The sequence below is a fragment of the Methylobacterium sp. E-045 genome (assembly GCF_022829685.1).
Classification (GTDB): Bacteria; Pseudomonadota; Alphaproteobacteria; order Rhizobiales; family Beijerinckiaceae; genus Methylobacterium.
The window spans coordinates 107,318-133,445 of the sequence record NZ_JAKSYE010000064.1 but is presented as its reverse complement, the minus strand read 5'-3'; the positions used below and the strand labels follow the sequence as shown (position 1 = coordinate 133,445).

Annotated in this window: 22 protein-coding genes; 15 read left to right on the top strand and 7 right to left on the bottom strand. The window is 66.1% G+C overall.

What is annotated here, in order from left to right; genetic code table 11:
* Window positions 1-112 precede the first annotated feature (112 nt).
* Window positions 113-772: a monofunctional biosynthetic peptidoglycan transglycosylase gene (gene mtgA / locus MKK51_RS09235; protein ID WP_243976560.1), complete on the bottom strand. Its 660-nt coding sequence runs from the start codon at window positions 770-772 to the stop codon at window positions 113-115.
* Between the two features lie 151 nt (window positions 773-923).
* Here mtgA and MKK51_RS09230 point away from each other — a divergent pair, with 151 nt between their 5' ends.
* From MKK51_RS09230 to leuB, 3 genes are all read left to right on the top strand, one after another.
* Window positions 924-1,883, top strand: a complete 960-nt coding sequence (locus MKK51_RS09230) for a polyprenyl synthetase family protein (RefSeq protein ID WP_243976558.1) — start codon at window positions 924-926, stop codon at window positions 1,881-1,883.
* A gap of 396 nt (window positions 1,884-2,279) precedes the next feature.
* The gene (locus MKK51_RS09225; protein WP_243976556.1) at window positions 2,280-3,764 is read left to right on the top strand and encodes a SulP family inorganic anion transporter; all 1,485 of its coding nucleotides are present in this window, start codon (window positions 2,280-2,282) and stop codon (window positions 3,762-3,764) included.
* Window positions 3,765-3,863: 99 nt separating this feature from the next.
* Window positions 3,864-4,973, top strand: coding sequence for a 3-isopropylmalate dehydrogenase (gene leuB / locus MKK51_RS09220; protein ID WP_243976554.1), 1,110 nt, complete (start codon window positions 3,864-3,866; stop codon window positions 4,971-4,973).
* A gap of 93 nt (window positions 4,974-5,066) precedes the next feature.
* Here leuB and MKK51_RS09215 read toward each other — a convergent pair whose 3' ends face one another.
* Both MKK51_RS09215 and MKK51_RS09210 read right to left on the bottom strand, forming a co-directional pair.
* Window positions 5,067-5,471: a hypothetical protein gene (locus MKK51_RS09215; RefSeq protein ID WP_243976552.1), complete on the bottom strand. Its 405-nt coding sequence runs from the start codon at window positions 5,469-5,471 to the stop codon at window positions 5,067-5,069.
* A gap of 101 nt (window positions 5,472-5,572) precedes the next feature.
* The gene (locus MKK51_RS09210) at window positions 5,573-6,400 is read right to left on the bottom strand and encodes a hypothetical protein (protein WP_243976550.1); all 828 of its coding nucleotides are present in this window, start codon (window positions 6,398-6,400) and stop codon (window positions 5,573-5,575) included.
* A 521-nt stretch (window positions 6,401-6,921) separates the two neighbouring features.
* On the opposite strand from MKK51_RS09210, the gene MKK51_RS09205 reads away from it, so the two are divergent.
* From MKK51_RS09205 to MKK51_RS09195, 3 genes are all read left to right on the top strand, one after another.
* The gene (locus MKK51_RS09205; protein ID WP_243976549.1) at window positions 6,922-7,953 is read left to right on the top strand and encodes an aspartate-semialdehyde dehydrogenase; all 1,032 of its coding nucleotides are present in this window, start codon (window positions 6,922-6,924) and stop codon (window positions 7,951-7,953) included.
* 370 nt (window positions 7,954-8,323) lie between these two features.
* On the top strand, window positions 8,324-9,337 hold the full coding sequence (locus MKK51_RS09200) for a hypothetical protein (RefSeq protein ID WP_243976548.1): 1,014 nt from the start codon (window positions 8,324-8,326) through the stop codon (window positions 9,335-9,337).
* Entirely contained in the window at window positions 9,337-10,020 is a 684-nt protein-coding gene (locus MKK51_RS09195) for a hypothetical protein (RefSeq protein WP_243976547.1), read from the top strand. The genes MKK51_RS09200 and MKK51_RS09195 overlap by 1 nt, the downstream gene beginning before the upstream one ends.
* Window positions 10,021-10,033: 13 nt before the next feature.
* On the opposite strand, the gene MKK51_RS09190 is transcribed toward MKK51_RS09195, so the two are convergent.
* Window positions 10,034-10,702 carry a CatB-related O-acetyltransferase gene (locus tag MKK51_RS09190; RefSeq protein WP_243976546.1) on the bottom strand — a complete coding sequence of 223 codons (669 nt, stop codon included), beginning with the start codon at window positions 10,700-10,702 and terminating at the stop codon, window positions 10,034-10,036.
* A 241-nt stretch (window positions 10,703-10,943) separates the two neighbouring features.
* Here MKK51_RS09190 and rimP point away from each other — a divergent pair, with 241 nt between their 5' ends.
* The 9 genes from rimP (at window position 10,944) to MKK51_RS09145 (ending at window position 21,832) form a co-directional block, all read left to right on the top strand.
* On the top strand, window positions 10,944-11,711 hold the full coding sequence (rimP, locus tag MKK51_RS09185) for a ribosome maturation factor RimP (protein WP_243976545.1): 768 nt from the start codon (window positions 10,944-10,946) through the stop codon (window positions 11,709-11,711).
* 86 nt (window positions 11,712-11,797) lie between these two features.
* A complete protein-coding gene (gene nusA, locus MKK51_RS09180) occupies window positions 11,798-13,399 on the top strand; it encodes a transcription termination factor NusA (protein WP_243976544.1) in 1,602 nt (533 codons plus the stop codon).
* Between the two features lie 73 nt (window positions 13,400-13,472).
* Window positions 13,473-14,291, top strand: a complete 819-nt coding sequence (locus MKK51_RS09175) for an RNA-binding protein (RefSeq protein ID WP_243976543.1) — start codon at window positions 13,473-13,475, stop codon at window positions 14,289-14,291.
* On the top strand, window positions 14,292-17,216 hold the full coding sequence (infB, locus tag MKK51_RS09170) for a translation initiation factor IF-2 (protein WP_243976541.1): 2,925 nt from the start codon (window positions 14,292-14,294) through the stop codon (window positions 17,214-17,216).
* Window positions 17,217-17,359: 143 nt separating this feature from the next.
* The gene (rbfA, locus tag MKK51_RS09165) at window positions 17,360-17,791 is read left to right on the top strand and encodes a 30S ribosome-binding factor RbfA (RefSeq protein WP_243976540.1); all 432 of its coding nucleotides are present in this window, start codon (window positions 17,360-17,362) and stop codon (window positions 17,789-17,791) included.
* A 135-nt stretch (window positions 17,792-17,926) separates the two neighbouring features.
* On the top strand, window positions 17,927-18,952 hold the full coding sequence (truB, locus tag MKK51_RS09160) for a tRNA pseudouridine(55) synthase TruB (protein WP_243976537.1): 1,026 nt from the start codon (window positions 17,927-17,929) through the stop codon (window positions 18,950-18,952).
* A 179-nt stretch (window positions 18,953-19,131) separates the two neighbouring features.
* Window positions 19,132-20,673, top strand: coding sequence for a TadE/TadG family type IV pilus assembly protein (locus MKK51_RS09155; protein ID WP_243976535.1), 1,542 nt, complete (start codon window positions 19,132-19,134; stop codon window positions 20,671-20,673).
* On the top strand, window positions 20,670-21,254 hold the full coding sequence (locus MKK51_RS09150) for a TadE/TadG family type IV pilus assembly protein (protein WP_243976533.1): 585 nt from the start codon (window positions 20,670-20,672) through the stop codon (window positions 21,252-21,254). The genes MKK51_RS09155 and MKK51_RS09150 overlap by 4 nt, the downstream gene beginning before the upstream one ends.
* Window positions 21,254-21,832: a TadE/TadG family type IV pilus assembly protein gene (locus tag MKK51_RS09145; RefSeq protein WP_243976532.1), complete on the top strand. Its 579-nt coding sequence runs from the start codon at window positions 21,254-21,256 to the stop codon at window positions 21,830-21,832. The genes MKK51_RS09150 and MKK51_RS09145 overlap by 1 nt, the downstream gene beginning before the upstream one ends.
* Window positions 21,833-21,877: 45 nt before the next feature.
* Here the strand turns inward: MKK51_RS09145 and MKK51_RS09140 are convergent, their stop codons facing one another.
* The 3 genes from MKK51_RS09140 to MKK51_RS09130 form a co-directional block, all read right to left on the bottom strand.
* A complete protein-coding gene (locus MKK51_RS09140) occupies window positions 21,878-23,047 on the bottom strand; it encodes a M20 aminoacylase family protein (protein ID WP_243976529.1) in 1,170 nt (389 codons plus the stop codon).
* A gap of 137 nt (window positions 23,048-23,184) precedes the next feature.
* Window positions 23,185-23,634 (bottom strand): Cu(I)-responsive transcriptional regulator, encoded by a 450-nt coding sequence (cueR, locus tag MKK51_RS09135; protein WP_243976528.1) that lies wholly within the window; start codon window positions 23,632-23,634, stop codon window positions 23,185-23,187.
* Window positions 23,631-26,120, bottom strand: a complete 2,490-nt coding sequence (locus MKK51_RS09130) for a heavy metal translocating P-type ATPase (protein ID WP_243976525.1) — start codon at window positions 26,118-26,120, stop codon at window positions 23,631-23,633. Before MKK51_RS09130 ends, cueR begins: the two co-directional genes overlap by 4 nt.
* Between the last annotated feature and the right edge of the window lie 8 nt (window positions 26,121-26,128).

Sequence of the window (26,128 nt, the reverse complement as noted above, 5' to 3'; positions counted from 1 at the left end):
TGTGATGTTCGTCTTGTCTCGTATCCGCCCCATCACGGGCCGGCCCCGACCGCCTGCCGGGGAATGCACGGCTCTATGGCACGACTCGCGGTAAGCCTCCACGTATTCGGATTCAGCGAAGGCAGCCCATCAATCCGCCGACTCCGTTCATCCGCGCCTGGATGCGGGCGGCGACCGCGCGCACGCCGCGTGACGGCAGGGCCGGGTTGCGCAGGATCGGGTTCGGCAGGACGGCGGCGAGCAGGCTCGCCTCGCTGCGGCTGAGATTCCGGGCGCTCTTTCCGAACCAGCGCTGCGAGGCGGCTTCGGCGCCGTAGACGCCCTCCCCCCATTCGGCGATGTTGAGATAGACCTCCATCATCCGCCGCTTGCCCCATAGGGCGTCGGCGACGACGGCGAGGGGAATTTCGAGACCCTTCCGGATAAAGGAGCGGCCGGGCCAGAGAAACACGTTCTTCACGGCCTGCATGGAGATGGTCGAAGCCCCGCGGCTCGGCCCCTCGTCGTCATCCACCACGTCACGCAGGGCGCCCCAATCGACGCCGTTGTGCAGGCAGAAGCGCTGGTCCTCGGAGGCGATGACGGCCTGGACCAGAAGCGGCGAGATCGCATCGAGGGTGACGGCCTCGCGGCTTACGGGTTTCCCGCTCACCCATCGCGCCAGCATCAGGGTTGAGGGCGGCGTCAGCGCACTATAGACGAGCCCGAGAAGAAGAATCAGGGCCAGCACCATGACGGGGAGCAGCATGACGAGGCCGACGAGCCGCCTCACCCAATGCTTCTTTCCTCGTTGGCGGATGGAATCGAGATCGCGCGCATGGCGCGATCGCGAATCTCCGTCCTCCGCCGAACCGTCGCGCCGTTCCTGAATTCCTACCTCCCGCACAACGACGCGCCCACCCTTGACCAAGGCCCTTCTTACGATGACCTCACCACAAGCATCCCACGCTTCGGTCAAGGCGGACGCATCTCAGGCGTTTTCCCACAAGCTTTCGAGCGTGGCCGACGCCGTCGAGGCGTTTCTGGCCGAACGCCTCGGTCCCGAGACGCAGGCGGGCGAGATCACGCGGCCCGTTCGGCTGATGAAGGCCATGCGCCACGCCGTTCTCGGCGGCGGCAAGCGCCTGCGCCCGTTCCTGGCGGTGGAGACCGCCCGGATGCTGGGCGGCTCCGAGGCCGGGGCGCTGGCCGCCGGTTCGGCCATCGAGCTCGTCCATTGCTACTCCCTCGTCCACGACGACATGCCGGCCATGGACGACGACGACATGCGGCGCGGCAAGCCCACGGTCCACAAGGCCTATGACGAGGCCACCGCCATCCTCGTCGGCGATGCCCTCCAGACCCTCGCCTTCGAAATCCTGGCGGATGCCGCATGGCAGCCGGACCCGTCGATCCGCGCCGACCTCGTGCTGGGCCTCGCCAAGGCCTCGGGCCTCGGCGGCATGGTCGGCGGGCAGATCCTCGATCTCGGCGCGGAAGGACGTTTCGGTGCCGTCTCCCTCGACGTCGAGGACACTCTCCAGCTCCAGGCGATGAAGACCGGCGCCATCCTCGCCTTCTCGGTGGATGCGGGTGCCCTCGTGGGCGGAGCGACAGCCGACCAGCGCGCCGCCCTGTGGCGCTACGGCCTCGCCCTCGGCCAGGCCTTCCAGATCGCCGACGATATCCTCGACCGCGAGGCCTCGCCGGAAGCCATGGGCAAGGCCACGGGCAAAGACAAGGATGCCGGCAAGGCGACCCTCGTCGACCGTCTCGGCATCGACGGAGCCCGCACCGAATGTGACCGCTTGGTCGGCATCTGCGAGGAGGCTGTGTCCGCCTGGGGCGACAAGGCCCAGACCCTGCGCGAGGCGGCGCGGTTCACGGTGGCGCGCAAGGTCTGACGAGAATTACGCCTCGTCCGCAGGGCTCGAACTTCCGGTCCGCAACATCTCCTTCATGTGAGAGGTTCGCTCGCTCCAGGACATCCACCATCATTCCGGCTTCGCTTCGGTGCCCCGGAATGACGAGGTGACACCCTGGACGTCATGCGGAGCCGCGTCGCCACGAGTGCGGTCGACTCTCCGATCCGCCGCAATGTTGCATTGCGGCAGGTCCATGCTATCAGACGTCCATGCATCTGAAGCGGTTCATCGATTTTCTCGGGCTGACGCCGCCGTAGGCGACAGCGTGCCGTATCGTGGCCCGTCCGTGCCCGGCGAGCGCTGAGGCGCCCGGGCGTTTCAGATGTCCGTCCCTGCCGGCGCACCGCGCGCGGGGACCCTCGAAAAGTCTCATCCATGAACCGTCAGCACCTCCGGAGCGAGTGGGCTCCCGACGTTACGCGTGAACTCCTCGCCGGAACGGTGGTCGCCCTCGCCCTGATCCCCGAGGCCATCGCCTTCTCGATCATCGCGGGCGTGGACCCCAAGGTCGGTCTCTACGCTTCGTTCTGCATCGCGGTGATCTCTGCCTTTGCCGGAGGACGCCCGGCCATGATCTCGGCCGCCACCGGAGCCATGTCCCTGGTGATGGTGACCCTCGTGAAGGAACACGGGCTCGGCTACCTGTTCGCCGCGACCATCCTCACCGGCCTCCTGCAGATCGGCGCAAGCCTGATGCGCCTCGGCAACCTGATGCGCTTCGTCTCGAGATCGGTGGTGACCGGCTTCGTCAACGCTCTGGCGATCCTGATCTTCCTCGCGCAGATGCCGGAACTGATCGGGCGGGGGCCGATCGTCTACGCGATGACCGCCATCGGCCTCGCGATGATCTACGGCCTGCCCTACCTCACGAAGGCCGTCCCCTCCCCCCTCGTCACCATCCTCGTCCTCTCCGGGGTCACCGTATGGTTCGGGTTCGACATCCGGACCGTCGGCGACATGGGCGCCCTGCCGGGCGAACTGCCCGTCTTCGCCCTGCCCCAGGTTCCGTTCACCCTGGAGACCCTGCGAATCATCCTGCCCTACGCCCTTACCCTGGCGATGGTCGGTCTCCTCGAGAGCATGATGACGGCGGCGATCCTCGACGAGATGACCGATACGACCTCCGACAAGAACCGCGAATGCGCCGGTCAGGGCCTCGCCAACGTCACCTCCGGCCTGTTCGGTGGGATGGCGGGCTGCGCCATGATCGGGCAATCGGTCATCAACGTCTCGTCCGGGGGACGCGGCCGCCTCTCGACCCTCTGGGCCGGCGCGTTCCTGCTGTTCCTCATCGTGGTCCTCGGCCCCTACGTGGCGCGAATTCCCATGGCGGCCCTGGTTGCGGTGATGATCATGGTCTCGATCAACACCTTCCAGTGGAACTCTGTCCGCACGCTGCTGACCCATCCGAAGAGTTCCAGCGCGGTGATGCTGGGCACGGTGGGCGTCGTCGTCACCACCCACGACCTCGCCAAGGGCGTCCTGTTCGGCGTGATCCTCTCGGGCCTGTTCTTCGCCCACAAGGTGACGCGGTTCTTCCGCGTGTCGTCGGTACGCGACGAGAGCGCCCGCATACGCACCTACCTGGTGACGGGCCAGATCTTCTTCGCCACGGCCGAAGCCTTCCACGCCGCGTTCGACTTCCGCGAGGACAACCTCAACGGCGTGGTCATCGATCTCGCCGCCTCGCATTTCTGGGACATCACGAGCATCAATGCCCTCGACCGGGTGGTGCTGAAGTTCCGGCACCACGGCATTCCGGTGGAAATCTCCGGAATGAATGCTGCGACCGCGACCCTCGTGGACCAAGTCGGCACGCACCAGAAGCCCGGTGCGGTGCTCGCCGGGTCGGGTCACTGACCAGCGGGATGGCCGGCGTCGCGCGGGAATGCTTGCCAAGCGCCCGAGCCCCTCGCTACAGCCGCCCGACGTATCACCCCTGGCCGCGAGAGTGCTCCCATGACCGCCTACAAGCTCCTCCTTCTCCCCGGCGACGGCATCGGCCCGGAGGTGATGGCCCAGGTGACGACCGTGATCGGCGCGTTGGCCGAGGCCGGTCTCGCCACGTTCGAGACCGAGACCGACCTCGTCGGCGGGTCATCGATCGACGCTCACGGCGTGCCGCTCACCGATGCGGCCCTGGCGCGGGCGGACGCCGCCGATGCGATCCTGCTCGGGGCGGTGGGCGGCCCGAAATGGTCCGGTGTCGCCTACGACATCCGCCCCGAGGCGGGGCTCCTGCGGCTCCGCAAGGATCTCGGCCTGTTCGCCAACCTGCGCCCGGCGATCTGCTATCCTGCCCTCGCCGACGCCTCGGCCCTCAAGCGCGATCTCGTGGAGGGCCTCGACATCATGATCGTGCGCGAGCTCACCGGCGGCGTCTATTTCGGTGAGCCGAAGGAGATCACCACCCTCCCCGACGGCACCAAGCGCGCCGTCGACACCCAAGTCTACACGACGGGCGAGATCGAGCGGATCGCCCATGTGGCCTTCGATCTGGCGCGCAAGCGCTCCGGCCGCGTCGCCTCGGCCGAGAAGCACAACGTGATGAAGTCCGGCGTCCTGTGGAAGGAGGTCGTCACCAAGGTCCATTCCGAGCACTACAGCGATGTCGAACTGGAGCACGTCCTCGCCGACAATTGCGCGATGCAGCTGGTGCGCCGCCCGAAGCAGTTCGACGTCCTCGTTACCGACAACCTGTTCGGCGATGTGCTTTCGGACGTGGCGGCGATGCTCACCGGCTCCCTCGGCATGCTGCCCTCGGCCTCCCTCGGCGCAGTGGACGACAAGGGCAGCCGCAAAGCGCTCTACGAGCCCGTCCATGGCTCTGCCCCGGACATCGCCGGCCAGGATCTTGCCAACCCCCTCGCCATGATCGGCTCGCTGGCGATGACTCTCCGCTACTCGTTCGGTCTCGGCGAGGCGGCCGACCTTCTCGACGGCGCCATCACCGATGCCCTCGCGGCGGGCGCCCGCACCAAGGACATCGCCGGAGAGGGTGTGACACCGCTCGGTACGGCGGGAATGGGCGAGGCCGTGGTGGCGGCTCTCAGGTCGCGGGTGCGGTAGGCGCCTTCGCTCCGCGGCCTGCGTCCGGACAGGAAAAAGGCGCCGACCCGGCCGGGTCGGCGCCTTTCGTTCGTTGTCGTGCGACAGTGGAGCTTAGTAGGGGTTGCCGTTGCGCGACACGTAGGAGGTCGGGTCGATCGCATCGACGCCGGAGAAGTCGATATTGTGAATCGCGCTCGAGCGGGCGCCGACGAAGGGACCGTTGGTGATCGGATCGGGCAGGATCGCGCCGCCGAAGCGATCGTTGCGGCCGTAAGGCGGGGAGTTCAGGTAGCTCGCCGTGATGAAGTGCGGGTTCGTGGCCGGGTTGCTGATCGAGCCGTTGTTCGCCTCGACGACGTTGCCGGCATCAAGCCAGCTGCGCGGACGGATACGGATCGGCAGCGGCTGGCTGACGCGGATACCGGGGGCGTATCGACCCTGTGCCTCGACGGCAGTGTTCGCGGCGACGGCGGTGAGGGTGAGCGCGCCCATCAGGGCAATCGTGGCAGTGCGCATGACGGACCTTCGTTGAACCTGTGTGAGGGTAGACCTGATTTCCTTAAGAAACTCGGCCATTCATGGTGTGTAGACGTGCCAGCGGCGCCGTTGTTCCCAGCTCACGGCCGCGCTTGTTCGGTACGCCGCAGTTTCGCCTCATTATGTCGAATGCGTCGCTTCGAGATCGAACCGGTTTCCCCGGCGGCCTCTCGGTTGGGTGCGACGGCAACAGGCGGTGTGCACCCATCCACCCGCCTCGCCTCGAACACGCGATACGCCGTATCCAGGCTGGCAGAAGCTTGGCCATTCAGAACGAGCTTGTCCAGGGCGCAGACGATGGCGCGCGGCTCGGGAGGCTGGCTCAAGGGAGCGCAGAGCCAGCCGTCGATACGTGGAGTGAGCGGCACGAGCCCGTTCTGCCCCGCATTGGAGAAGCCGGTGCAGACCCGCGTCACCGGACCGCTCAACGTGGCGTCCAGGGTTTCGAAGGGACCGAACTTCGTGACGATCAAGCCCCGCTCGCCGGTTCGCACCACCCCGAGTCCCTGCCCCTCGGCGGCGCGCCGGGCGATGGTGACGAACAGGCTGGCCGGAGGATTCGGGCCTTCGCCGATGGTCAGTCTCAGATAGGAAGCCTCGCTGGCGTCGGAGCGGCCCTGCGAGAGGCTATCCTCGCGGAGCCCCATCACCGGATTGATGCGCGCGGGCTCGATCTTCGCCTGATCGAGGGCATCGGGGTCGTCGAGCCGGTATCGCGGCGCCGATGCGGCGATGGGAAGGGCCGGGCGGACGTTCGCGGCGCCGGACGGGCCGTATGCCGGAGGGGTCGCGTCCGCCGCTCTGGCTGTCCTCGCTGTCGGATCGACGAGCGTCGGCTCGCCTCCGGCAAGGCGTCCGATGGCGGCAAAGCAGAGCAGGGCCGAGAGACAGGGAACGGCGACCCGCATGAGGGATCGGCCGGCTCCTCTGGGCGGCAATTTCTCAGTCTCGTCCTGAACAGCGATGCGATGCATGAAACCCTGAAACCGGCGGCTCGTCTCGCGGCTCGCGCCGCTCGGGTGGCGACCATGCCGTCGAGGGTACGCAGATCGGGTTTCCCGCCAGGTGTCCGGCTCGAGGTTTCGGAATTCGCGGTGAATCAATCCTTGCCGGAGCGTCGGCGCATCTGACCTCGCGACCCGTCTGTGCAACCGGGCAAGTCTCGCGTGCGGCGCAACCCTTGACAGCCGCGCAGACGAGGCGTCTTGCTCCGCCGCTTACGGGACATCCGGTCTTCTTTACGGGCCGGACGAGACGGGGCGTGCCGGCATGTCTGCGGTACGACGCGTTTTCGCAGCCGGCCGGTTCGGTCGAGACCGGGAACCTCTGCGAACCTTACTGGCAACGGTACACGGATACGTGCTGCGGTTCCGAGGCGAAGAGCCCGGCCATGGCGTGAGCCAGGGCATTACGAAGCGGAGTTGGAGAGATGGGTTACAAGGTCGCCGTCGTCGGTGCGACGGGCAATGTCGGACGCGAGATGCTGGACATCCTGTCGGAGCGGGCATTCCCCGCCGACGAGGTCGTGGCTATCGCCTCGCGCCGCAGTGCCGGACAGGAAGTCTCCTTCGGTGACAAAATCCTGAAGGTGAAGGCACTCGACACCTACGATTTCTCCGACATCGACATCTGCCTGATGTCCGCCGGCGGTGAGACCTCGAAGGAATGGTCGCCGCGCATCGGGCAGACCGGCTGCGTCGTCATCGATAACTCGTCGGCCTTCCGCTACCATCCCGACGTGCCGCTGATCGTGCCGGAAGTGAATCCGGAGGCGATCACCGGCTTCTCGAAAATGAACATCATCGCCAATCCGAACTGCTCCACGGCGCAGCTCGTCGTTGCGCTGAAGCCCCTGCACGACGTGGCCAAGATCACCCGCGTGGTGGTGGCGACCTATCAATCGGTCTCAGGCGCCGGCAAGGAGGCCATGGACGAGCTGTTCCAGCAGACCCGTTCGGTCTTCACCGCCGGCCAGATGACCATGGAGAAGTTCCCCAAGCGCATCGCCTTCAACGTCATCCCGCAGATCGACGTGTTCCTCGACGACGGCTCCACCAAGGAAGAGTGGAAGATGGTCGCCGAGACCAAGAAGATGCTCGATCCCAAGATCAAGCTGACGGCGACCTGCGTGCGCGTGCCCGTGTTCATCGGCCATGCCGAGGCAGTGAACGTGGAGTTCGAGCACCCGATCTCGCCCGAGGAGGCCACCGCCCTCCTGCGCTCGGCGCCGGGCATCCTGGTCGTCGATAAGCGCGAGCCCGGCGGCTACATGACGCCCCACGAGGCGGCAGGCGAGGACGCGACCTACGTCTCGCGCATCCGCGCCGATTCGACGGTCGATAACGGCCTCTCGTTCTGGTGCGTCGCCGACAACCTGCGCAAGGGCGCGGCCCTGAACACGGTGCAGATCGCCGAGATGCTGATCAACCGCAAGCTGCTGCAGGAGCGGGCAGCGGCCTGAGGAGGTTTTCTTCGAGCGACACAGCGACGACCGGAGGGCTCGCCCGAAGGACAAAGCTCTGGTCTTGCTTGGAAAAAAATTCGGAGATTGGGTGGGAGGACTCGATCTCAGGGTGTCAGACGGACATCGTGCGACATTCCTGAGACTGATCGGATCGACGCCGTCCCGCTCGCGGGGCGGCGTTCTGCGTTTTGAAGCCGTCTCCTAAAGACAAAATACCTTGAATTTTTTCCTATAATCGATTATTGCGGGGTAGAACATATCATGAACTGAGGCGATCACGACGTCGAAGATCGAGCGCCGCGTCGCCTTCGGGAATACCGCCGAAGTGCGCGATCTACGCCTCCTCCTCGCGGTGCTGCGGACGGAGATGAAGCTGGTCCGCCTGCGCCGCGCGTTGAGCCGGAAGTACAGCCAGGATCAGCCTCGCGCGCCCGCGGGCCAGAGCGATGGCGGGCGCTGGGTTTCGAGTGGCGGCGCCGGCGGTATTCCGGCCGATCGGTCTCAGGGCGGACGCCAGGCGTCCCTCGACGCGGCGGATCCTGAGACGGAGGCACCGAAACGTACCCTGCTGGACGGCGGCGGCGAGGTTCTCACCCTCCGTATCCGATCTGGACGGGGCGACTGGGACGAAGAGCACACCGTCGTCACGCCGGACGGCGACAGCCGCGTCTTCGAGAACAACGGCGACATCCAGACGATTCGCGACGGGCAGACCGGCGAGGTTCTGTCCCGCTCGCCCTTCGCCACCTCGGGCTCCACGCCGGAGGCGACGCTGCAGCCAGCATTCCTGCCGGTCGTGCCCTTCGTTGTGGCTCCTGCCATCGCGGCGACGATCGAAGCCGGCGCGCTTCTCTTCACATATCTACTGACGCGGCCGGACACGTTCGGACGCCAACCGGGTCGAACGGCCTTCCGATACGATTTTCAAGTCGATCAGAAAGACAGGCTGCCAAGCATATGGGTCGGGCGCGTCGATCAAACGACCCTGAATGACTATTGCCCGCTCAACTCCGAAGTCCAAGAGGTGACAGACGAAGCGACGCGTCGGCTGAAAGCCTTGAATCCCCATCTTAGCGAGCCGGTACTTGGCACCCTCATTCATTACGATATCGGCGAGACATTTAAATCGCGGAACTATCCTAACGTTCGCGTCGAATATTCAATCGATCAAACCGGGGGAACGAGATCTCGTTATGGCAAGCAAAATTCTGTTCGCCTGGATTTGTATGAATATACCCCAAGACAGATGGTTTGCGTCTATGACTACAAGACGGGCAGAAGGGGGCTCAGCCCAACGAGAGCACTCCTGCTGGCTAGGATCGCGCGGATGCATTTCCCGGACGCCAAAGGCGTCGTTATTGTCCAGGTGAGGCCGAACTGATGACGACGAAGCAGCAAATCAAAGGCCTCTACGCGCCACTGCTCCAAACCAACCCGGATCTGCTCCCCGCCGGCAGAAACAAGGTTTGGCTAAAGCCCGTGGGGCCCGTAGGACGGATGATCTTAGTCGATCGGATCTCGAGCCCAAAAGTCTGTGTGGTGAGCTGGCACCTCGTTCCATTCTTCATGCACGAAACGCGGTCTTGGCAGGACCTTGGACGAGGCGGCGATGAAATCCAGCGATCCGGTCACTTTCCTGGAGGCTATGGTTGGTTCTGGTCCGATCCCACCATTTACGAGGACTTCGTGTTTCAGGTCGATGCGGTGGCCCTCTCGGCCCTCCGCCCCCTGGATACCGGCCGCAAGTGCCTAGAATTCTTACGGACTCACCCGTACTGCGCCGGTTTCCTCAACAAGGACTGGCACCTCGCCGCCTGCATCGCCCTCGATGAGATCGAGAAAGCCCAAGAGATCTGGGCTTCGATGCGTCCGTTCTATTTCAGCGGTTACATCCCGGAGAACGCATTCGAACAGCAGATGCACGACCGGCTTCGCCTGCTCGATGAACCCTTGCGGGCGGCTGACCGGGACGCGCTCTTCGCAATCCTAAGCCGCTGGGAGGCGGAGACCATCGCCGGATCGCCGTTGGAGCCCTACTGGTCTCCCGGACAATACCCTTTCTGATGCCCATGGCAGCTCACCTACCGGTCAGGCCTCCGGTCGCCTCGTGCTCCAACGCCGCCATGTCCCCGCCACTGATCGCCGGCAGGCACCGGGTGATCCTCTCCGCATCCCAGTCCCACCATGCCACGGCCTGGAGGCGCGCGACGATGTCGGGCGGTACGCGCATCCGTACGACGGTAGCCGGGTTGCCGGCGACGATGGCGTAGTGGGGCACGTCGCGGGTGACCACGGATTTGGCTGCCACCACGGCGCCGTCGCCGATGTTGACGCCCGGCAGGATCGTCGCGTCGTAGCCGATCCAAACGTCGTTGCCGATCACCGTGTCGCCCCGGTTGGGAAAGGCCATCTCTTCGGGGAAGCGTCCGGCCCAGGCGCCGCCGAAGATCAGGAACGGGTAGATGGAGGGCGCGTCGAGGCGGTGGTTGCCCCCGTTCATCAGGAAGCGCGTGCCCGCCGCGAGGGCGCAGAACCGACCGATTCGCAAGCGGTCGCCCAGGAAGGCGAAGTGGTAGAGGATGTTGTCGAGGAAGGCGCCCGGCCCGGCGGGGTCGTCGTAATAGGTGTAGGCGCCGACGTCGACATTCGGGGGCAGGTCGAGATTGCGGATGAAGGTGATGCGGCTGTGGCCTGGAACCGGGTGAAGGCTGTCCGGATCGGGGCCGAAACGCGGATCGGCTGCCATGGCGGAGGCTCCCTGGCGAACGGTCATGGGGAATGGAGCGGGAAGGTCGCGCTCCACCGGGGGAACGGCTCGCGAAACCGCTTGAAACGATCCGATGATCGGACTACTTATACCACATCAGTTCTGGTTGCAGTCTTGAGGCTGCGGTTCGGGAGTGGGCCCCACCGGGTCCGCTCTTTTTTATTGCCGCAATGCCTCTCGCACCGGATCGCCTCACGCAAGGCCGGACGTACAGCGCAGCATGGCGGACACTTCCGAAAAACGTCTGATCACCGAGACCGGCGTCGCCGCGCGGGTCGTGCAGGTCATCGAGGCTTCGATCGAGGGCCTCGGCTATCGCGTGGTTCGGGTGCGGGTGTCGAGCGCCAACGGCTGTACCGTGCAGATCATGGCCGAACGGCCTGACGGCACCATGACGGTGGACGATTGCGAGACCGTGAGCCGGGCGATCTCGCCCCTCCTCGATCTCGATGACCCGGTGGGCAAGGCCTACTATTTGGAGATCTCCTCCCCCGGCATCGACCGGCCGCTGGTGCGGGCCGTCGATTTCGAACGTTGGGCCGGCTACGAGGCCAAGATCGAGTTGGCGATACCCCTCGACGGCCGCAAGCGTTTTCGCGGGATCATCCGAACCCCGAACGCGGATGGCCTCACCGTGCCGATCGATCTTCCCGATGTGAAGGAAGGCCTGCCGAGCCGCATTGACCTGCCCCTTCGCGATCTCGGCGACGCATACCTCGTCCTCACCGACGATCTCGTGCGCGAGTCGCTGCGCCGCGGCGGCGGGCCGCCGCCGATGCTGGACGACGAAGACGAGATCGAGGAGGACGCCGAGGCCGAGATCGCGCCCCCTGCCCCTCTGAAGAAGAAGGTCGAGCGACCGCTGAAGCCCAAGGCTTCGGCCAAGCCCAAGCCTGAAAAGACCGAGACCGAGGCGAGCCGGGCCAACAAGGCCAAGCCTGTCCGCACCAAGGCGGTGCGGGTCAAGGAAGACGGCAAGCTTCACTAGAGCATCCATCCGGAACCTCGGCGGGCGCCTCTTGGCGTGCCGGGTTTTCCGAGACGAACATACGACGAAGAGAAGGACGAAATCCGATGGCTGTCGTCAGCGCCAACAGGCTCGAGCTCCTGCAGATCGCCGAAGCGGTCGCCCGTGAGAAGGTGATCGACCGCTCCATCGTCATCGACGCCATGGAGGAGGCCATCGCAAAGGCCGCCCGCTCGCGCTATGGCGCGGAGACGGACGTCCATGCCGAGATCGACCCGAAGACCGGTGCGCTCCGCCTGTCCCGCCACCTCGTGGTGGTGGACGAGGTGGAGAACGACGCCCGCGAGGTCACTCTCGACCAGGCACGCCGCTACAATCCCGGCGCTCTCGTCGGCGACGTGATCTCCGACACGCTGCCGCCCTTCGATTTCGGCCGCGTCGCCGCCCAGTCGGCCAAGCAGGTCATCGTCCAGAAAGTGCGCGACGCCGAGCGCGACCGTCAGTTCGATGAGTACAAGGACCGCATCGGCGAGATCGTCAACGGTCTGGTCAAGCGCGTCGAGTACGGCAACGTCATCGTTGATCTGGGACGCGGCGAGGGCATCGTCCGCCGCGACGAGATGATCCCGCGCGAGACCTTCCGCCCCGGCGACCGCATCCGCTCCTACCTGTTCGACGTGCGCCGGGAAGTGCGCGGCCCGCAGATCTTCCTGTCGCGCTCGCATCCGCAATTCATGGCCAAGCTGTTCGGCCAGGAAGTTCCGGAAATCTATGACGGCATCGTCGAGGTGAAGGCGGTGGCCCGCGATCCGGGCTCGCGTGCCAAGATCGCCGTGATCTCGCGGGACGGCTCCATCGATCCCGTCGGCGCCTGCGTCGGCATGCGCGGCTCCCGCGTCCAGGCGGTGGTCGGCGAGTTGCAGGGCGAGAAAGTCGACATCATCCCGTGGTCGGAAGACCAGGCGACCTTCATCGTCAACGCGCTCCAGCCGGCCGAAGTGGTCAAGGTGGTCCTCGATGAAGAGGCCGACCGTATCGAGGTGGTGGTTCCCGACGACCAGCTCTCGCTGGCGATCGGCCGTCGCGGTCAGAATGTGCGCCTCGCCTCGCAGCTCACGGGCTGGGACATCGACATCCTCACGGAGGCCGAGGAGTCCGAGCGGCGCCAGAAGGAATTCGCCGAGCGGACCGCCGTGTTCATGGCTGCCCTCGACGTCGACGAGACCGTCGGTCAGCTGCTCGCCGCGGAAGGGTTCCGCAACGTCGAGGAAATCGCCTATGTCGAGCCGGGCGAGCTCGCCAACATCCAGGGCCTCGACGAGGAGAGCGGTACCGAGATCCAGGCCCGCGCCCAGGATCACCTCGCCCGCGTCGAGTCGGAGTTCGATGCCAAGCGCCAGGAACTCGGCGTCGCCGACGAACTTCGTGAGATCGATGGCGTAACCACACCGATGCTGGTGGCCCTCGGCGAGAACGACGTGAAGTCGGTCGAAGATCTCGCGGGCTGCGCCACGGACGATCTCGTGGGCTACACCGAGGGACGCGGCCCCGAGGCCACCAAGCACGCGGGCTATCTCGATGGGTTCGAGATCTCCCGGGCAGAGGCGGAAGCCATGATCATGGCCGCCCGCGTCAAGGCCGGCTGGATCGAGGCGCCGGTCGAGGCGGATGAGATCGCGACCACCGATGGAGAGCCCGAGGCGGTCTGACCACGGAGTGCGAGGCGATGGGTCCGCGAATTCTTGCGGTCCGTGCGACGATCAACAGGGATCCGACCGCCGCATGACGGGCGAATACGCAGAAGTCGCGGACGATGCCGCCGATCCGGAGCCGAGCACGTTGCTCGATGCCGGTCTCGGGCGCGGCCGGCGCAATGCAATGCGCACATGCCTCGTCAGCCGGGTCCCGCAAAGTCCGGATGGGATGATTCGATTTGTCCTGTCGCCGGACGGCGAGGTGGTCACCGACCTGAAAGGGAAACTGCCGGGGCGCGGCGCCTGGCTCACCGCCGATCGCGTCACCGTCGAGGCGGCGTTGAAGAAGCGGCTGTTCCAGCGTGCCTTCAAGACCAAGGATGCTGCGGCACCGGCGGATCTCGGCGACCGAATCGCTGCGATCCTGCGCGAGGACCTGCGCCAATCCCTGTCGCTGGCCAATAAGGCGGGTTGCCTCGTGGCAGGCTTCGCCAAGGTCGAATCCGCGATCGGCGACAAGGCCGGGGTCGCCGCCGTGATCCAGGCCTCCGATGGCAGTGCGGACGGCAGGCGGAAGATCGCTGCGGCATTGCACCGGAGGCATGGCGATGCCATATCCCGTATCCCGGTCATCGATGATTTGTCCAATGAAGAATTGGACGTGGCCTTGGGTCGGGATCATGTGATACATGCGGCGCTTGTCGCAGGAGTCGGAAGCACCGGCTGCCTTGCGCGTTGGCGTCGGCTACGCTCTTTCGAGGGCAAGCCCACGACGGCCGAGGAGGCCGGTTACGCCCGAACAGGGCAGACCGCTTCGACTCTGCAGGACGACGACGAGACGGATTTACCCGGCGCACAGCAGTTTGCCGGTTCACGGGACGATGGAAACCCTCAGGGTTTGGACTGAATGAGCGATACGAATAATCCGGGCGACAAGACGCAGGCACGACCCCCCTCGAAGCCGCTGTCCTTGAAGCGCCCGATCGAGCAGGGAACTGTGCGTCAGAGCTTCTCCCATGGCCGCTCGAAGCAGGTCGTGGTCGAGACCGTGAAGCGACGCGTCATCGGGGCGGCACCGGCCGCTCCCGTGCGCGAAACGCAACCGGTCGCCCCGGCGTCGCGCGTGGCGCCTCCCGCCCCTGCGGCGCCGCGTCCCGCCCAGCGGGCGGCCGGCGGCGTCGTGCTGCGGACGTTAAGCGAGCAGGAGCGTGATGCGCGAGCCGCCGCTCTCGCCGACGCCCAGCGCCGCGAGCAGGAAGCTCGCCGTAAGGTCGAGGAAGAGGCAGCTGCCCAGCGTGCTCGCGAGGCGGAGGAAGTCCGCCAGCGCGAGGCCGAGGAGCGTCGTCGCCAGGAAGAAGAACGCCTTCGCGCCGAGGAGCAGGCCCGCCTGCGTGCCGAGGAAGAAGCCGCTCGCGAGGCGGCTCGCGCCGCCGACGCCGCCGCGAAGGAGGCCGCCGCGGCAGCCCCCTCCGCTGCGGCCCCGGTTGCGGCGACACCGCCGAGGCCCGTCTCCAAGACGGTGCCGATGGCGCCCGTTTCGGCTCCGATATCGTCTGCTCCGAAGCCCGCTCCGGCTGCACCTGCTCCCGCCCCGCAGGCTGCGGTTCCGGCACGTCCGGCAGCCCCTGCGGTACGTCAGCCGCTCACGGCCCGTCCGACACCGGCCGAGCCGCGCAAGACCATCACCGCCGACGTGCGCAAACCGCGCGATCTGAACTTCATGGCGAAGCCCGCTCCGGCGCCCGAGCCCGAGGCGGCCCCGACCGCCGCCACGGCCGCCCGTCCGGCCGGTGCGGGGGCTCCTGCCGCCCGCGTGCCTGGACGGCCCCAGGCCGCCGAGGAGGAGAGCGAGCAGAAGCGCGTGATCCGCCGCCCCGGCATGCCGCTCAAGATCATTACGCCGCCCAAGACCCCGAAGCAGCCGGGCGGCGACCGCAATCGTGGGCGTCTCACCATCGCCACCGCCACGTCGGGCGAGGACGAGCGCACGCGTTCCGTCGCCTCGTTCCGCCGCCGCCAGCAGCGCATGAGCGGCAACAGGCAGGTGGAGCAGAAGGAAAAGCTCTCCCGCGAGGTGACGATCCCCGAGACGATCACCATCCAGGAACTCGCGAACCGCATGTCGGAGCGGGCCGTAGACGTGATTCGCCTGCTCATGAAGCAGGGGGAGATCCATAAGATCACCGATGTGATCGATTCGGATTCCGCGCAGCTCATCGCCGAAGAGCTCGGTCACACCGTTCGCCGCGTCGCCGAGTCCGACGTCGAGGAAGGCCTGTTCAACGACGAGCCGGACCTCGAGGAGGATCTTGATCCGCGTCCGCCCGTCGTGACCATCATGGGCCACGTCGACCACGGCAAGACCTCGCTCCTCGATGCCATCCGCAAGACGGCCGTGGTGTCCGGCGAGGCCGGCGGCATCACGCAGCATATCGGCGCCTATCAGGTGGCCTCGCCGTCGGGTGACATGGTCACCTTCATCGACACGCCAGGTCACGCGGCCTTCACCTCCATGCGCGCACGTGGCGCCAAGGTGACGGACATCGTGGTGCTCGTTGTGGCGGCCGATGACGGCGTCATGCCCCAGACGGTGGAAGCGATCAGCCACGCGAAGGCGGCCGGCGTGCCGCTCATCGTGGCGATCAACAAGATCGACAAGCCCGAAGCGAACCCACAGCGGGTCCGTACCGAGCTGTTGCAGCACGACATCCAGGTCGAATCGATGGGTGGTGAGACCCTGGAATTCGAAGTCTCCGCCAAGACCGGCGACGGTCTGCCGGACCTCCTCGAAGGTCTGCAACTCCAGGCCGAGATCCTGAACCTGCGCGCCAACGAGGCCCGCGACGGCGAGGGCACGGTCATCGAGGCGAAGCTCGATCGCGGTCGCGGCCCCGTCGCCACGGTGCTCGTACAGCGCGGAACGCTCTTCACCGGGGACATCGTGGTCGCCGGCGCCGAGTGGGGCCGCGTGCGCGCCCTCATCGACGACAAGGGCGAGAGCATCCCCTATGCCGGCCCATCAGTGCCGGTGGAGGTGCTTGGCTTCAATGGTACTCCGGACGCGGGTGACCGCGTGGCCGTGGTGCCGAACGAAGCCCGTGCCCGTGAGGTCACCGAGTACCGCGCCCGTCAGAAGCGTGAGCGCATCGCCGCACGGACCGGCGGAGCGAACCGCTCGCTTGTCGACATGATGCGGGACCTGAAGGAAGGGCTGGGCCGCAAGGAACTCGCCCTCGTCGTCAAGGGCGATGTGCAGGGTTCGGTGGAAGCCATCATCGGCGCGCTGGAAAAGCTCGGCAACGACGAGGTGTCGGCACGAATCCTGCTCGCGGGTGTTGGCGGCATCACCGAGTCGGACGTGACCCTGGCGGAGGCTTCCAAGGCCGTCGTCATCGGCTTCAACGTGCGCGCCCACAAGGAAGCGCGCGAATCGGCCGAGAACAAGGGCGTCGAGATCCGCTACTACAACATCATCTACGACCTCGTGGATGACATCAAAGCGACCCTGTCGGGTATGCTCCCGCCGACGCTGCGCGAGGAGCGCCTCGGCGAAGCGCAGATCCTGCAGATCTTCGACGTGTCGAAGGTCGGCAAGATCGCCGGTTGCCGCGTCACCGACGGTGTCGTTCAGCGCGGTGCCCATGTCCGCCTGATCCGCGACAGCGTGGTGATCCACGAGGGCAAGCTGTCTCAGCTGAAGCGCCTCAAGGACGACGCCAAGGAAGTCGGTTCGGGTTACGAGTGCGGTATGTCCTTCGAGAACTTCCAGGACATGCGTGCCGGCGATACGATCGAGTGCTACCGGGTCGAGGAGATCCGCCGCACGCTCTAGCAGCGACGCGGCCAGACGAACCCGGCGGCTGCAGCGCGCGCTGCAGCCGCCGTTTTGTTTTGAAGCGGGCCGGCATTTCGATGCGCCCCCGCAGGCGGGTCGCGCTCACCTCCAGGCGATCCCGGATCCGAGACCAAACGACCATGGCTCAGAAACCCAATCCCAGCGGCCCCTCACAGCGCCAGCAGCGCGTGGCGGAGCTCATCCGTCACGCCATCGCCGAGGTGCTTCAGCGCGGTGATATCCAGGATCCCGTCCTCGGCTCACACGTCATCACCGTGCCGGAAGTACGGATGTCACCCGATCTCAAGATCGCCACGGCCTACATCATGCCGCTCGGCGGGCTCGACGAGAAACCGGTTATCGCGGCTCTGGAGCGCAACAAGAAGGCGTTGCGCCAAGAAGTCGCCCGGCGCGTGAACCTGAAATTCGCGCCCGATCTGCGCTTCCTCCGTGACGAGACGTTCGACGAGGCGGATCGGATCGACGCCCTCCTGAGGACCGAGAAGGTTCGGCGCGATCTCGAATCGCAGCCTCGGGATTCGGACGATCGAGACGGTGACGCTCAGAATTGACCGTCGCGGTGACACCGACTGGATCCAAGTGATCCCAGTCCCGCGTTACATCCCATCACGAACTAACCCTGGCGTAGACAAGGATGTCCCGGCTGCAGAAGCCGTTGCTTCCATCTCGCCGTCGACGAGGACATCATGATCAACGATCCGACGATCGAGCATTCCGACGTCGCCTCCACGCCTCCCCACCATCCCGGCGAGGAACGACCCTCCCAGGGCCGCCGCCCGCAACGGGGTCAAGGCTCGGATCGGCCCAAGCGCCGCGACGTGAACGGCTGGGTGATCCTCGACAAGAGCGTCGGCATGACCTCGACCCATGCTGTCGCCGTGGTGAAGCGAGCCTTCAACGCGAAGAAGGCGGGCCATGCCGGCACGCTCGATCCGCTGGCCTCCGGCATTCTGCCGATCGCCCTCGGCGAAGCGACCAAGACCGTTCCCTTCGTCATGGATGGCCGCAAGGCCTACATCTTCACCGTGACCTGGGGCATCGAGACGGATACCGACGATGCGGAAGGACGCCCTGTCGCCACCAGCGACTCCCGGCCGGACCGCGCCCTCGTGGAGGCTGCGCTCCCCGCCTTCATCGGCGCCATCGAGCAGGTGCCACCGCGCTATTCGGCGATCAAGATCGCCGGTGAACGGGCCTACGATCTCGCCCGTGACGGCGAGGTGGTTGAGCTCGTCGCGCGCCCGGTCCAGATCGATCACCTCGCCGTAGTGGAACATACGCCCGATCGCACCGTCATTTCGGCCGAATGCGGCAAGGGTACCTATGTGCGTGCCATCGCCCGCGATCTCGGCCGCGTGCTGGGCTGCTACGGACACGTCTCAGCGCTCCGCCGCACCCGCGTCGGTCCGTTCGCGGAGGCCGAATCGTGCCTCGTCGCGACCCTTGAAGAGGGCGGCCCCGATGGCAATTCCGCCAATCTCCGACCCGTCGAGACGGCCCTCGACGCGGTCGTCTCCGTCGCCGTCTCGCGCGACATGGCGCTTCGACTGATGCGGGGCCAGCCGGTTCTTCTCCGTGGGCAAGACGCCCCCACGGAGGGCAAGGCTTTTGCCACGTGCGGCGGTATCCTCGTGGCCGTCGGCGACGTCGAGCGCGGCGAGTTGGTTCCGCATCGCGTATTCCACCTCGGCGGGACAGCACGCCAGGGTTGAGCGGACCACCAACGATGAGCACCGGTAACAATCCGTCGACGTAGGATGGTAAGAAGACCTTCACTATCCTGCGTTTGACTCACGAGTTGTTGACGCTCATCGGAACTTGCCTCCCGCCGACCGCGAAGGGCCGGCGGGATTTAGTAGTCCATTAGAAGGTTCGCCTTACGCCTTCGGGCATGACGACGCGCATCAGACAGCCGGTAATCAATCTGCTCGGTCGCTTCCGCAAGGAGACCGATGGCGCCATCGCTCTGCTGTTCGCCCTGCTCTCGATTCCCCTGTTGATGCTGTCGGGGCTGGTGATCGATTACGGCGTGAACTCGATGGCCCAGCAGGGCCTCCAGGATGCCGCGGATTCCACCGTGATCTCCCTGCTGAAGTTGCCGGTCTCCACCACGAATGCCGACCTCCAGGCGAAGGCGGACAAGCAGATCAGGGCTGCCGCCCCCAAGCTCGTGGACGCCGGCACCATAGTTACCGCCACGCGCGTGGAGAATACGATCACCGTCACGGTGGTCGGCAAAAGCCCGACCAGCGTGTCCAAGATCGCCGGCTACGATACTTTTCCGGTCTCCGTCACGGCCGCGGGTACACGCGGATCGGGCAATCTGGAGATCGCCCTCGTCCTCGACAACACCGGATCGATGAGCGGCACGAAGATTACCAACCTGAAATCTGCCGCCAATGACCTCGTTACGACGCTGTTCAAGGAAGCCGACCCCAGCAAGCCCAACGCCCTGAAGATCGGAATCGTCCCGTTCTCGATGACCGTGAATGTCGGGCCCGGGAATGCGACCCAGCCATGGCTCGATAAGGATGCGAAGGCCTCCTATCATTCGGAGATCTTCGTTTCGCCGGCGAACCGCCTGACCCTGTTCAGCCAGATGGGGGTCGCATGGGGCGGGTGCGTCGAGAGTCGCCCGTCACCCTACGATGTTCAGGACACGCCGCCGTCGATCGCAACTCCCAATACCCTGTTCGTGCCCTACTTCGCGCCTGACGAATCCGACAAGGACAACAACGCCGTCAATGACTACATGCTGGACTATCCAACCACGTCGTCGGTGACAGACTACCGCACACGACAGGGCCAGATCGCGAAATATTCAAAGAACGTTATCTTACAGAAGGGCCGGATCAGCACCACCATACCCTACCTCTACGGGCCCAATTCCGGTTGCGAACTCCAGCCCATTACGCGTCTCACCACGTCGCAATCCACGCTCACGAACGCGATCAATGCGATGACCGTCGTCGGCGACACGAATATCGCCATGGGACTGGTCTGGGGGTGGCACCTTCTGTCTCCGAACGCGCCCTTCGCCGAGGGGGTGCCCTACGACGATGACAAGACGCGAAAGTTCGTCGTCCTGATGACGGACGGCCAGAATACTTCCTATGTCGGATCGTCTGCGAACGCGTCGATCTATTCCGGCCTCGGCTTCATCTGGCAGAACCGGATCGGGACCACGTCGACGAATACAACCACCCGTACGAACGCCATGAATGCCCGCCTGTCGACGCTCTGCTCCAACATGAAGAATGCCGGCATCACCATCTTCACGGTTCGCGTCGAGGTGACCGAGGGGACCAGTGACATCCTGCGCAACTGCGCCACCAGTACCGACAAGTTCTATGACGTTCAGAACTCCGCGACGCTCACCGATGCCTTCAAGGCGATCGGAGCGCAGATGAGCGAAATGCGGATCTCACGATGAAGGTCGTAGGACGCTCACGCCGGCTCAAGTGCGCGCTGCAGGATCTCTCAGGCGACCGAAGCGGTGCGACGGCCGTCGAGTTCGGGCTCATCAGCCTCCCCTTCTTCGTGCTGCTCGGCGCGATGCTGGAGGGCTTCATGTTCATGGTCGCCCAGGTCTCCTTCGACAACGCCCTCGATCGGGCCGCGCGGGCCGTCTTCACCGGCACGTTTCAACAGGGCTCCACCGGCAGCGATCCAGCGACCCGCCTCATCCAGGAGATGTGCAAGGACGCCACGCTGTTCACGTGCAACCCGGACAAGATCAAACTGGAGGTCACCACGTCGGAACCCGGCGACACGCCCGTCACGTGCTCACCCTACGACAGCACGAGCCAGTCGATCTCCACCGGTTTCGGCACGAAATTCCAGTGTCCCAACGGCGATGACATCGTCACGATCTGCGCGATGGCTGCGATCCCCCGTTACTTTCCGACGTCGAAACTCACTTTGCCGCCGCTTCCGAACAACGAGCAGATGATCCGGTCGATGGTCGTGTTTCGCGCGGAGCCATACGCACAGGGAAAATGTCAGGCGAATTGATGCGGGCGATCCTCCATTGTCGGCGATTCGTCACCGAGCGGTCGGGTGTGTCCGCCGTGGAATTCGCCCTCGTCGCGCCGGTAATGATCCTTCTGTTCATGGGAACGATCGAATTGCCCCGTGCCTACACGACCGGGCAACATGCCAACCGCGCCGCGCGCTCGATGGCCGATCTGATCTCACGCACGTCCCTGACCGCTCAGGAGGTGGACGGCGTCTACACCACGGGTCGCAGCATGATGGCGCCATACGACGCCACCGCGGCGAAGATCATCCTGACGTCAGCGGGCGTCTACCAGCAGAAGGACGGTTCGTTCAAAGCCAAGGTCTGCTCCAGCACGGCGTCCAACGCCCAGAAATACGCGGCTTCCACGGATCTCGGGGTGCCGCCGCCCTCGGAGGCGGTCGACAAGGCGCGCTACGTCATCGCCAAGATGACGATCGAGTATAGGCCGATCTTCGATATCTTCCCGGCGCTGACTTCCTTCTCGTTCGAGAAGGAAGTGACGTGGCCCATCCGCGCGACGAACGGAAAGCCGATCATCCTGCCCGGTGGCGTGACCTGCCCGGCGACCTGATCCGTGAAGGGCATGGCAGTCCCCGGAGTGCGATCGGAGTGACTGTCAGGGAGCCGCCAGCGCCGTCTCGATCACCCTCGCCCAGAGTGAGGCCCCGAAGGGGATGGCGGCATCGTTGAAATCGTAGTGAGGATGGTGAAGCCCCGCACTGTCCCCGTTGCCCATGAAGATATAGGCGCCGGGCCGGTGGGCCAGCATGTAGGAGAAATCCTCCGCCGCCATCATCGGCGCCACATCCCGCTCCACATGGGTGTCCCCGACGATTCCCGCCGCCACGTCGGCGATGAACTCCGCCTCGGCCGGGTGGTTCTCCGTCACCGGATATCCGCCGCTGTAATCCACGCGGGCACTGGCTCCATAGGCGGCGGCCGTGTTCGTGACGATGGCGCCGATGCGCTCCTGCATGGTGGCGCGCACCGCCTTCGAGAGGGCACGCATGGTGCCCCGCATGGTCACCTGCTGGGGCAGGACGTTGAAGGCGTCTCCGGCCTCGAGGGCGCAGACCGACACGACACCGCTCTCGAGCGGGTTGACGGAGCGCGCCACCACCGATTGCAGCGCGACGACGATGTGGCTCGCCACCAGCACGCTGTCGATGGCGAGATGCGGCTGCGCCGCGTGACCGCCGCGCCCTTCGATCGTGATGGTGAAGCGGTCGGTGGAGGCCATGATCGGGCCGGGGCGGATGGCGAAGCGGCCGAGTGCCAATCCGGGAATGTTGTGCAGGCCGTAGACGGTCTCGATGCCGAACCGCTCCATCATCCCGTCACGGACCATCGCCTCGCCGCCGCCGCCTCCTTCTTCGGCAGGCTGGAAGATCATCACCGCCGTGCCGTCGAAATCGCGCGTCTCGGCGAGGTACTTGGCGGCGCCGAGCAGCATCGCAGTATGGCCATCGTGGCCGCAGGCATGCATCCGACCCGGCACGGTGGAACGATAGGCGAGGTCACGCACCTCCTGGATCGGCAGCGCGTCCATGTCGGCGCGCAGCCCGATGGCGCGGTTCGAACCGTGCGAGCGCCCGCGAATGACGCCGACGACGCCAGTCCGGCCGATCCCCGTCGCGACCTCGTCGCAGCCGAAGTCCCGTAGCTTGTCGGCGACGAAGCCGGCTGTGCGATGAACGTCGTATTGCAACTCCGGATGGGCGTGGAGGTCGCGCCGCCATGCGGTGATCTCATCCGCCAGGGCTGCGATCCGGTCGACGATAGGCATGGTTCACGTCTCTTGCGCGTCTTGACTCGTCTCAAGTCGAGGCCGCCGAGCATAGCGCATCCCAGCAAAGGCGAGGCCATTTAGATCCGTTTCAAACGACGCGGCCGCTGGTTCATGTGCAGAACGTGAGCCGGGTGCTAGCGGGAGGGCGGCTTTGACCTACGCGGCCGTGGTGGAAACGGTGCATGCCCTGCTGCGAGATCGTCGAGGATGGGGCAATCCGGCCGGGAATCGCCGCTGCAATGGTCCGCCAGCGACGCCAAAGTTCGCGCCATGGCTTCCAATTCGGCGATGCGGCGACGCAAGTCCGCCACGTGGTGCAGGGCCAGGGCCTTTACCTGGGCGCTGGCGCGTCGGCGATCCTGCCAGAGGGCGAGCAGGCCGGCGATATCCTCCACGGAGAAGCCGAGATCGCGGGAGCGGCGCACGAAGCGGAGGGTGTGGAGATCTTCCTCGCCATAGAGCCGGTAGCCGGACGCCGTCCTGTCGGCCGGCGGCAGCAGGCCGGTCTCCTCGTAGTACCGAATCATCTTGGCCGAGACGCCGGTGGCCTTCGCCGCCCCGCCAATGGTGACGGCGCCGCTCATCCCGGGCCTCCCACCCGGCTACCCGCATTCCGCAGTCGGAGGGCATTGGCGAGGACGAACACGCTGGACAGCGCCATGGCGCCCGCGGCCAGGACCGGTGAGAGGGACGGGCCGCCGAACGCGTGGAGCAGGCCTGCCGCCACCGGGATCAGCGCGACGTTATAGGCGAAGGCCCAGAACAGGTTCTGCGTGATGTTGCGCATCACCGCGCGCGACAGTCCGATGGCGGAGACGATGCCGGACAGTGTCTTCGCCATGAGCACCACGTCGGCGCTCTCCACGGCGATGTCCGTACCCGTCCCGATGGCGAGGCCGATCTCCGCCTCCGCGAGGGCCGGCGCATCGTTGATGCCGTCTCCGACGAAGGCGACCGGGCCGAAGCGGGCGCGCAAGTCGCGAACGGCCTCGACCTTGCCGCCGGGAAGCACTTCGGCGACGATCTCGGTGATCCCGAGGCGGGCGGCCACCCCGGATGCCGCTCCCCTCGCATCGCCCGTGACCATGGCGACCACGAGGCCCCGCGCCTTCAGGGCCGAGACCGCCTCGGCCGCATCCGTCTTGATCGGATCCGACACAGCCACGAGGGCGGCAAGGCGACCCTCGATGGCGATGTAGAGGGGGCTCTTTCCCTCCCCCTCCAGTCGGGATGCCGCCTCGGCGAGATCGGCCACGGCGATGCCGTGCCCCTCCAGATGGCGCCGTGCGCCGACGATGATCGCCCGCCCGCCGACACTCCCCTCGACGCCGTGGCCCGGCACGGCCTCGAACCGGTCGACGGCAAGCAGGGAAAGGCCCCGTTCCCCGGCCGCCTCGACGAAGCTGCGCGCGATGGGATGTTCGGACCGCGCTTCCAGCGAGGCCGCGAGAAGCAGCACCCTATCGGGCTCGAATCCCTCTGCCGTGACGAGGTCGGTGAGGGCGGGCCTGCCCTCGGTGAGGGTTCCGGTCTTGTCGAATGCCACGACCTTGGCGTCGCGCAGGGCCTGTAAGGCGGCGCCGTTGCGGAAGAGCACGCCGAGTTCCGCCGCGCGGCCCGTGCCGACCATGATCGAGGTCGGCGTCGCAAGTCCCATGGCACAGGGGCAGGCGATAATGAGGACGGCGATCGCGTTGACGAGGGCGAGACCGAGGGCGGGGCTCGGACCGAAGGCGAGCCATCCGACGAAAGTCGTCAGGGATGCGGCGATGACGGCCGGCACGAACCAACCGGTCACCCGGTCTATCAGGGCCTGGATCGGCAGCTTGGCGCCCTGCGCCGCCTGGACCATGGCCACGATCTGCGCCAGCACCGTTCCGGCGCCGATCGTGTCCACGCGAAGATCGAAGCCGCCATGGGTGTTCAGCGTACCGCCGACCGTGCGGTCACCCTCGCGCTTCCGCACGGGCAAAGGTTCGCCGGTGACCATGCTCTCGTCGACAAAGCTGCCCCCCGCGACGACCACGCCATCGGCGGCGATGCGCTCGCCGGGACGGACACGGACGATGTCGCCGCGCCGAAGGGACGCCAGGGGAATGTCGCTTTCGCGCCCGTCCCGGATGATGCGGGCGGTCGTCGGCGCCAGCCCGACGAGGTGCGCGATGGCCGCGCCGGTACGGCCCTTGGCCCGAGCCTCCAGGGTGCGGCCGAGGAGGATCAGTGTGACGATGAGAACAGCGGCTTCGAAATAGAGATGGGCCGTCCCCGGCGGCAGGATCCACGGCGTGAGGACCGAGACCAGGGAATACGAGTACGCGGCCCCGGCGCCGAGGGCGACGAGGGCGTTCATGTCCGGATGCCCTTTCAGCAGGGCCGGGATGCCCTGCCGGAAGAAGCGCCGTCCGGGCCATGCGAAGACGAGGGTGGCGAGGAAGGCCTGAAACAGGCCGGCCGCCGTGCCGAGATGGGCGTGGATGGCCTCGCCGAAGCCAGGGACCAGGTGCCCCCCCATGTCGAGGACGACGATCGGGGCCGACAGGGTGGCGGCGATGATGGCGTCGCGTTGGAGCGCCGCCGCCTCGCGCTCGTGCCGGTCCTCCGGCACACCGACGCTTCCCTCATCAATGGGAGAGGCTTCGTAGCCGGCGGCCGTCACGGCCTCGACGAGATCCGCGACGTCGACCGCTCCTTCGGCATGGCGCAATGTGGCCCGCCCGGTGGCAAGGTTCACATCGGCCCCCCTTATCCCGTCCAGCGCGAGAAGCGCGCGCTCCACGCGGCCGACGCAGGACGCGCAGGACAATCCGCCGACCGACAACTCGGTGACGGCCTCGGGCACCTCGTAGCCGGCCTTACCAATGGCAGCGACGACGCTCGCCGGGTCACCGTCCAGAATCAGGCTGGCCCGGCCGGTGGCGAGATTAACGGCGACGTCCGATGCGCCGGGGAGCGCGGCGAGGGCGCGCTCGACCCGGCCGACGCAGGACGCGCAGCTCATGCCGACGACCGGAAGGTCGAGACGACGTCCCGTGCCGGGGCGCTGCTTGGGGGAAGCGATCACGGTATCCATACGGCCCT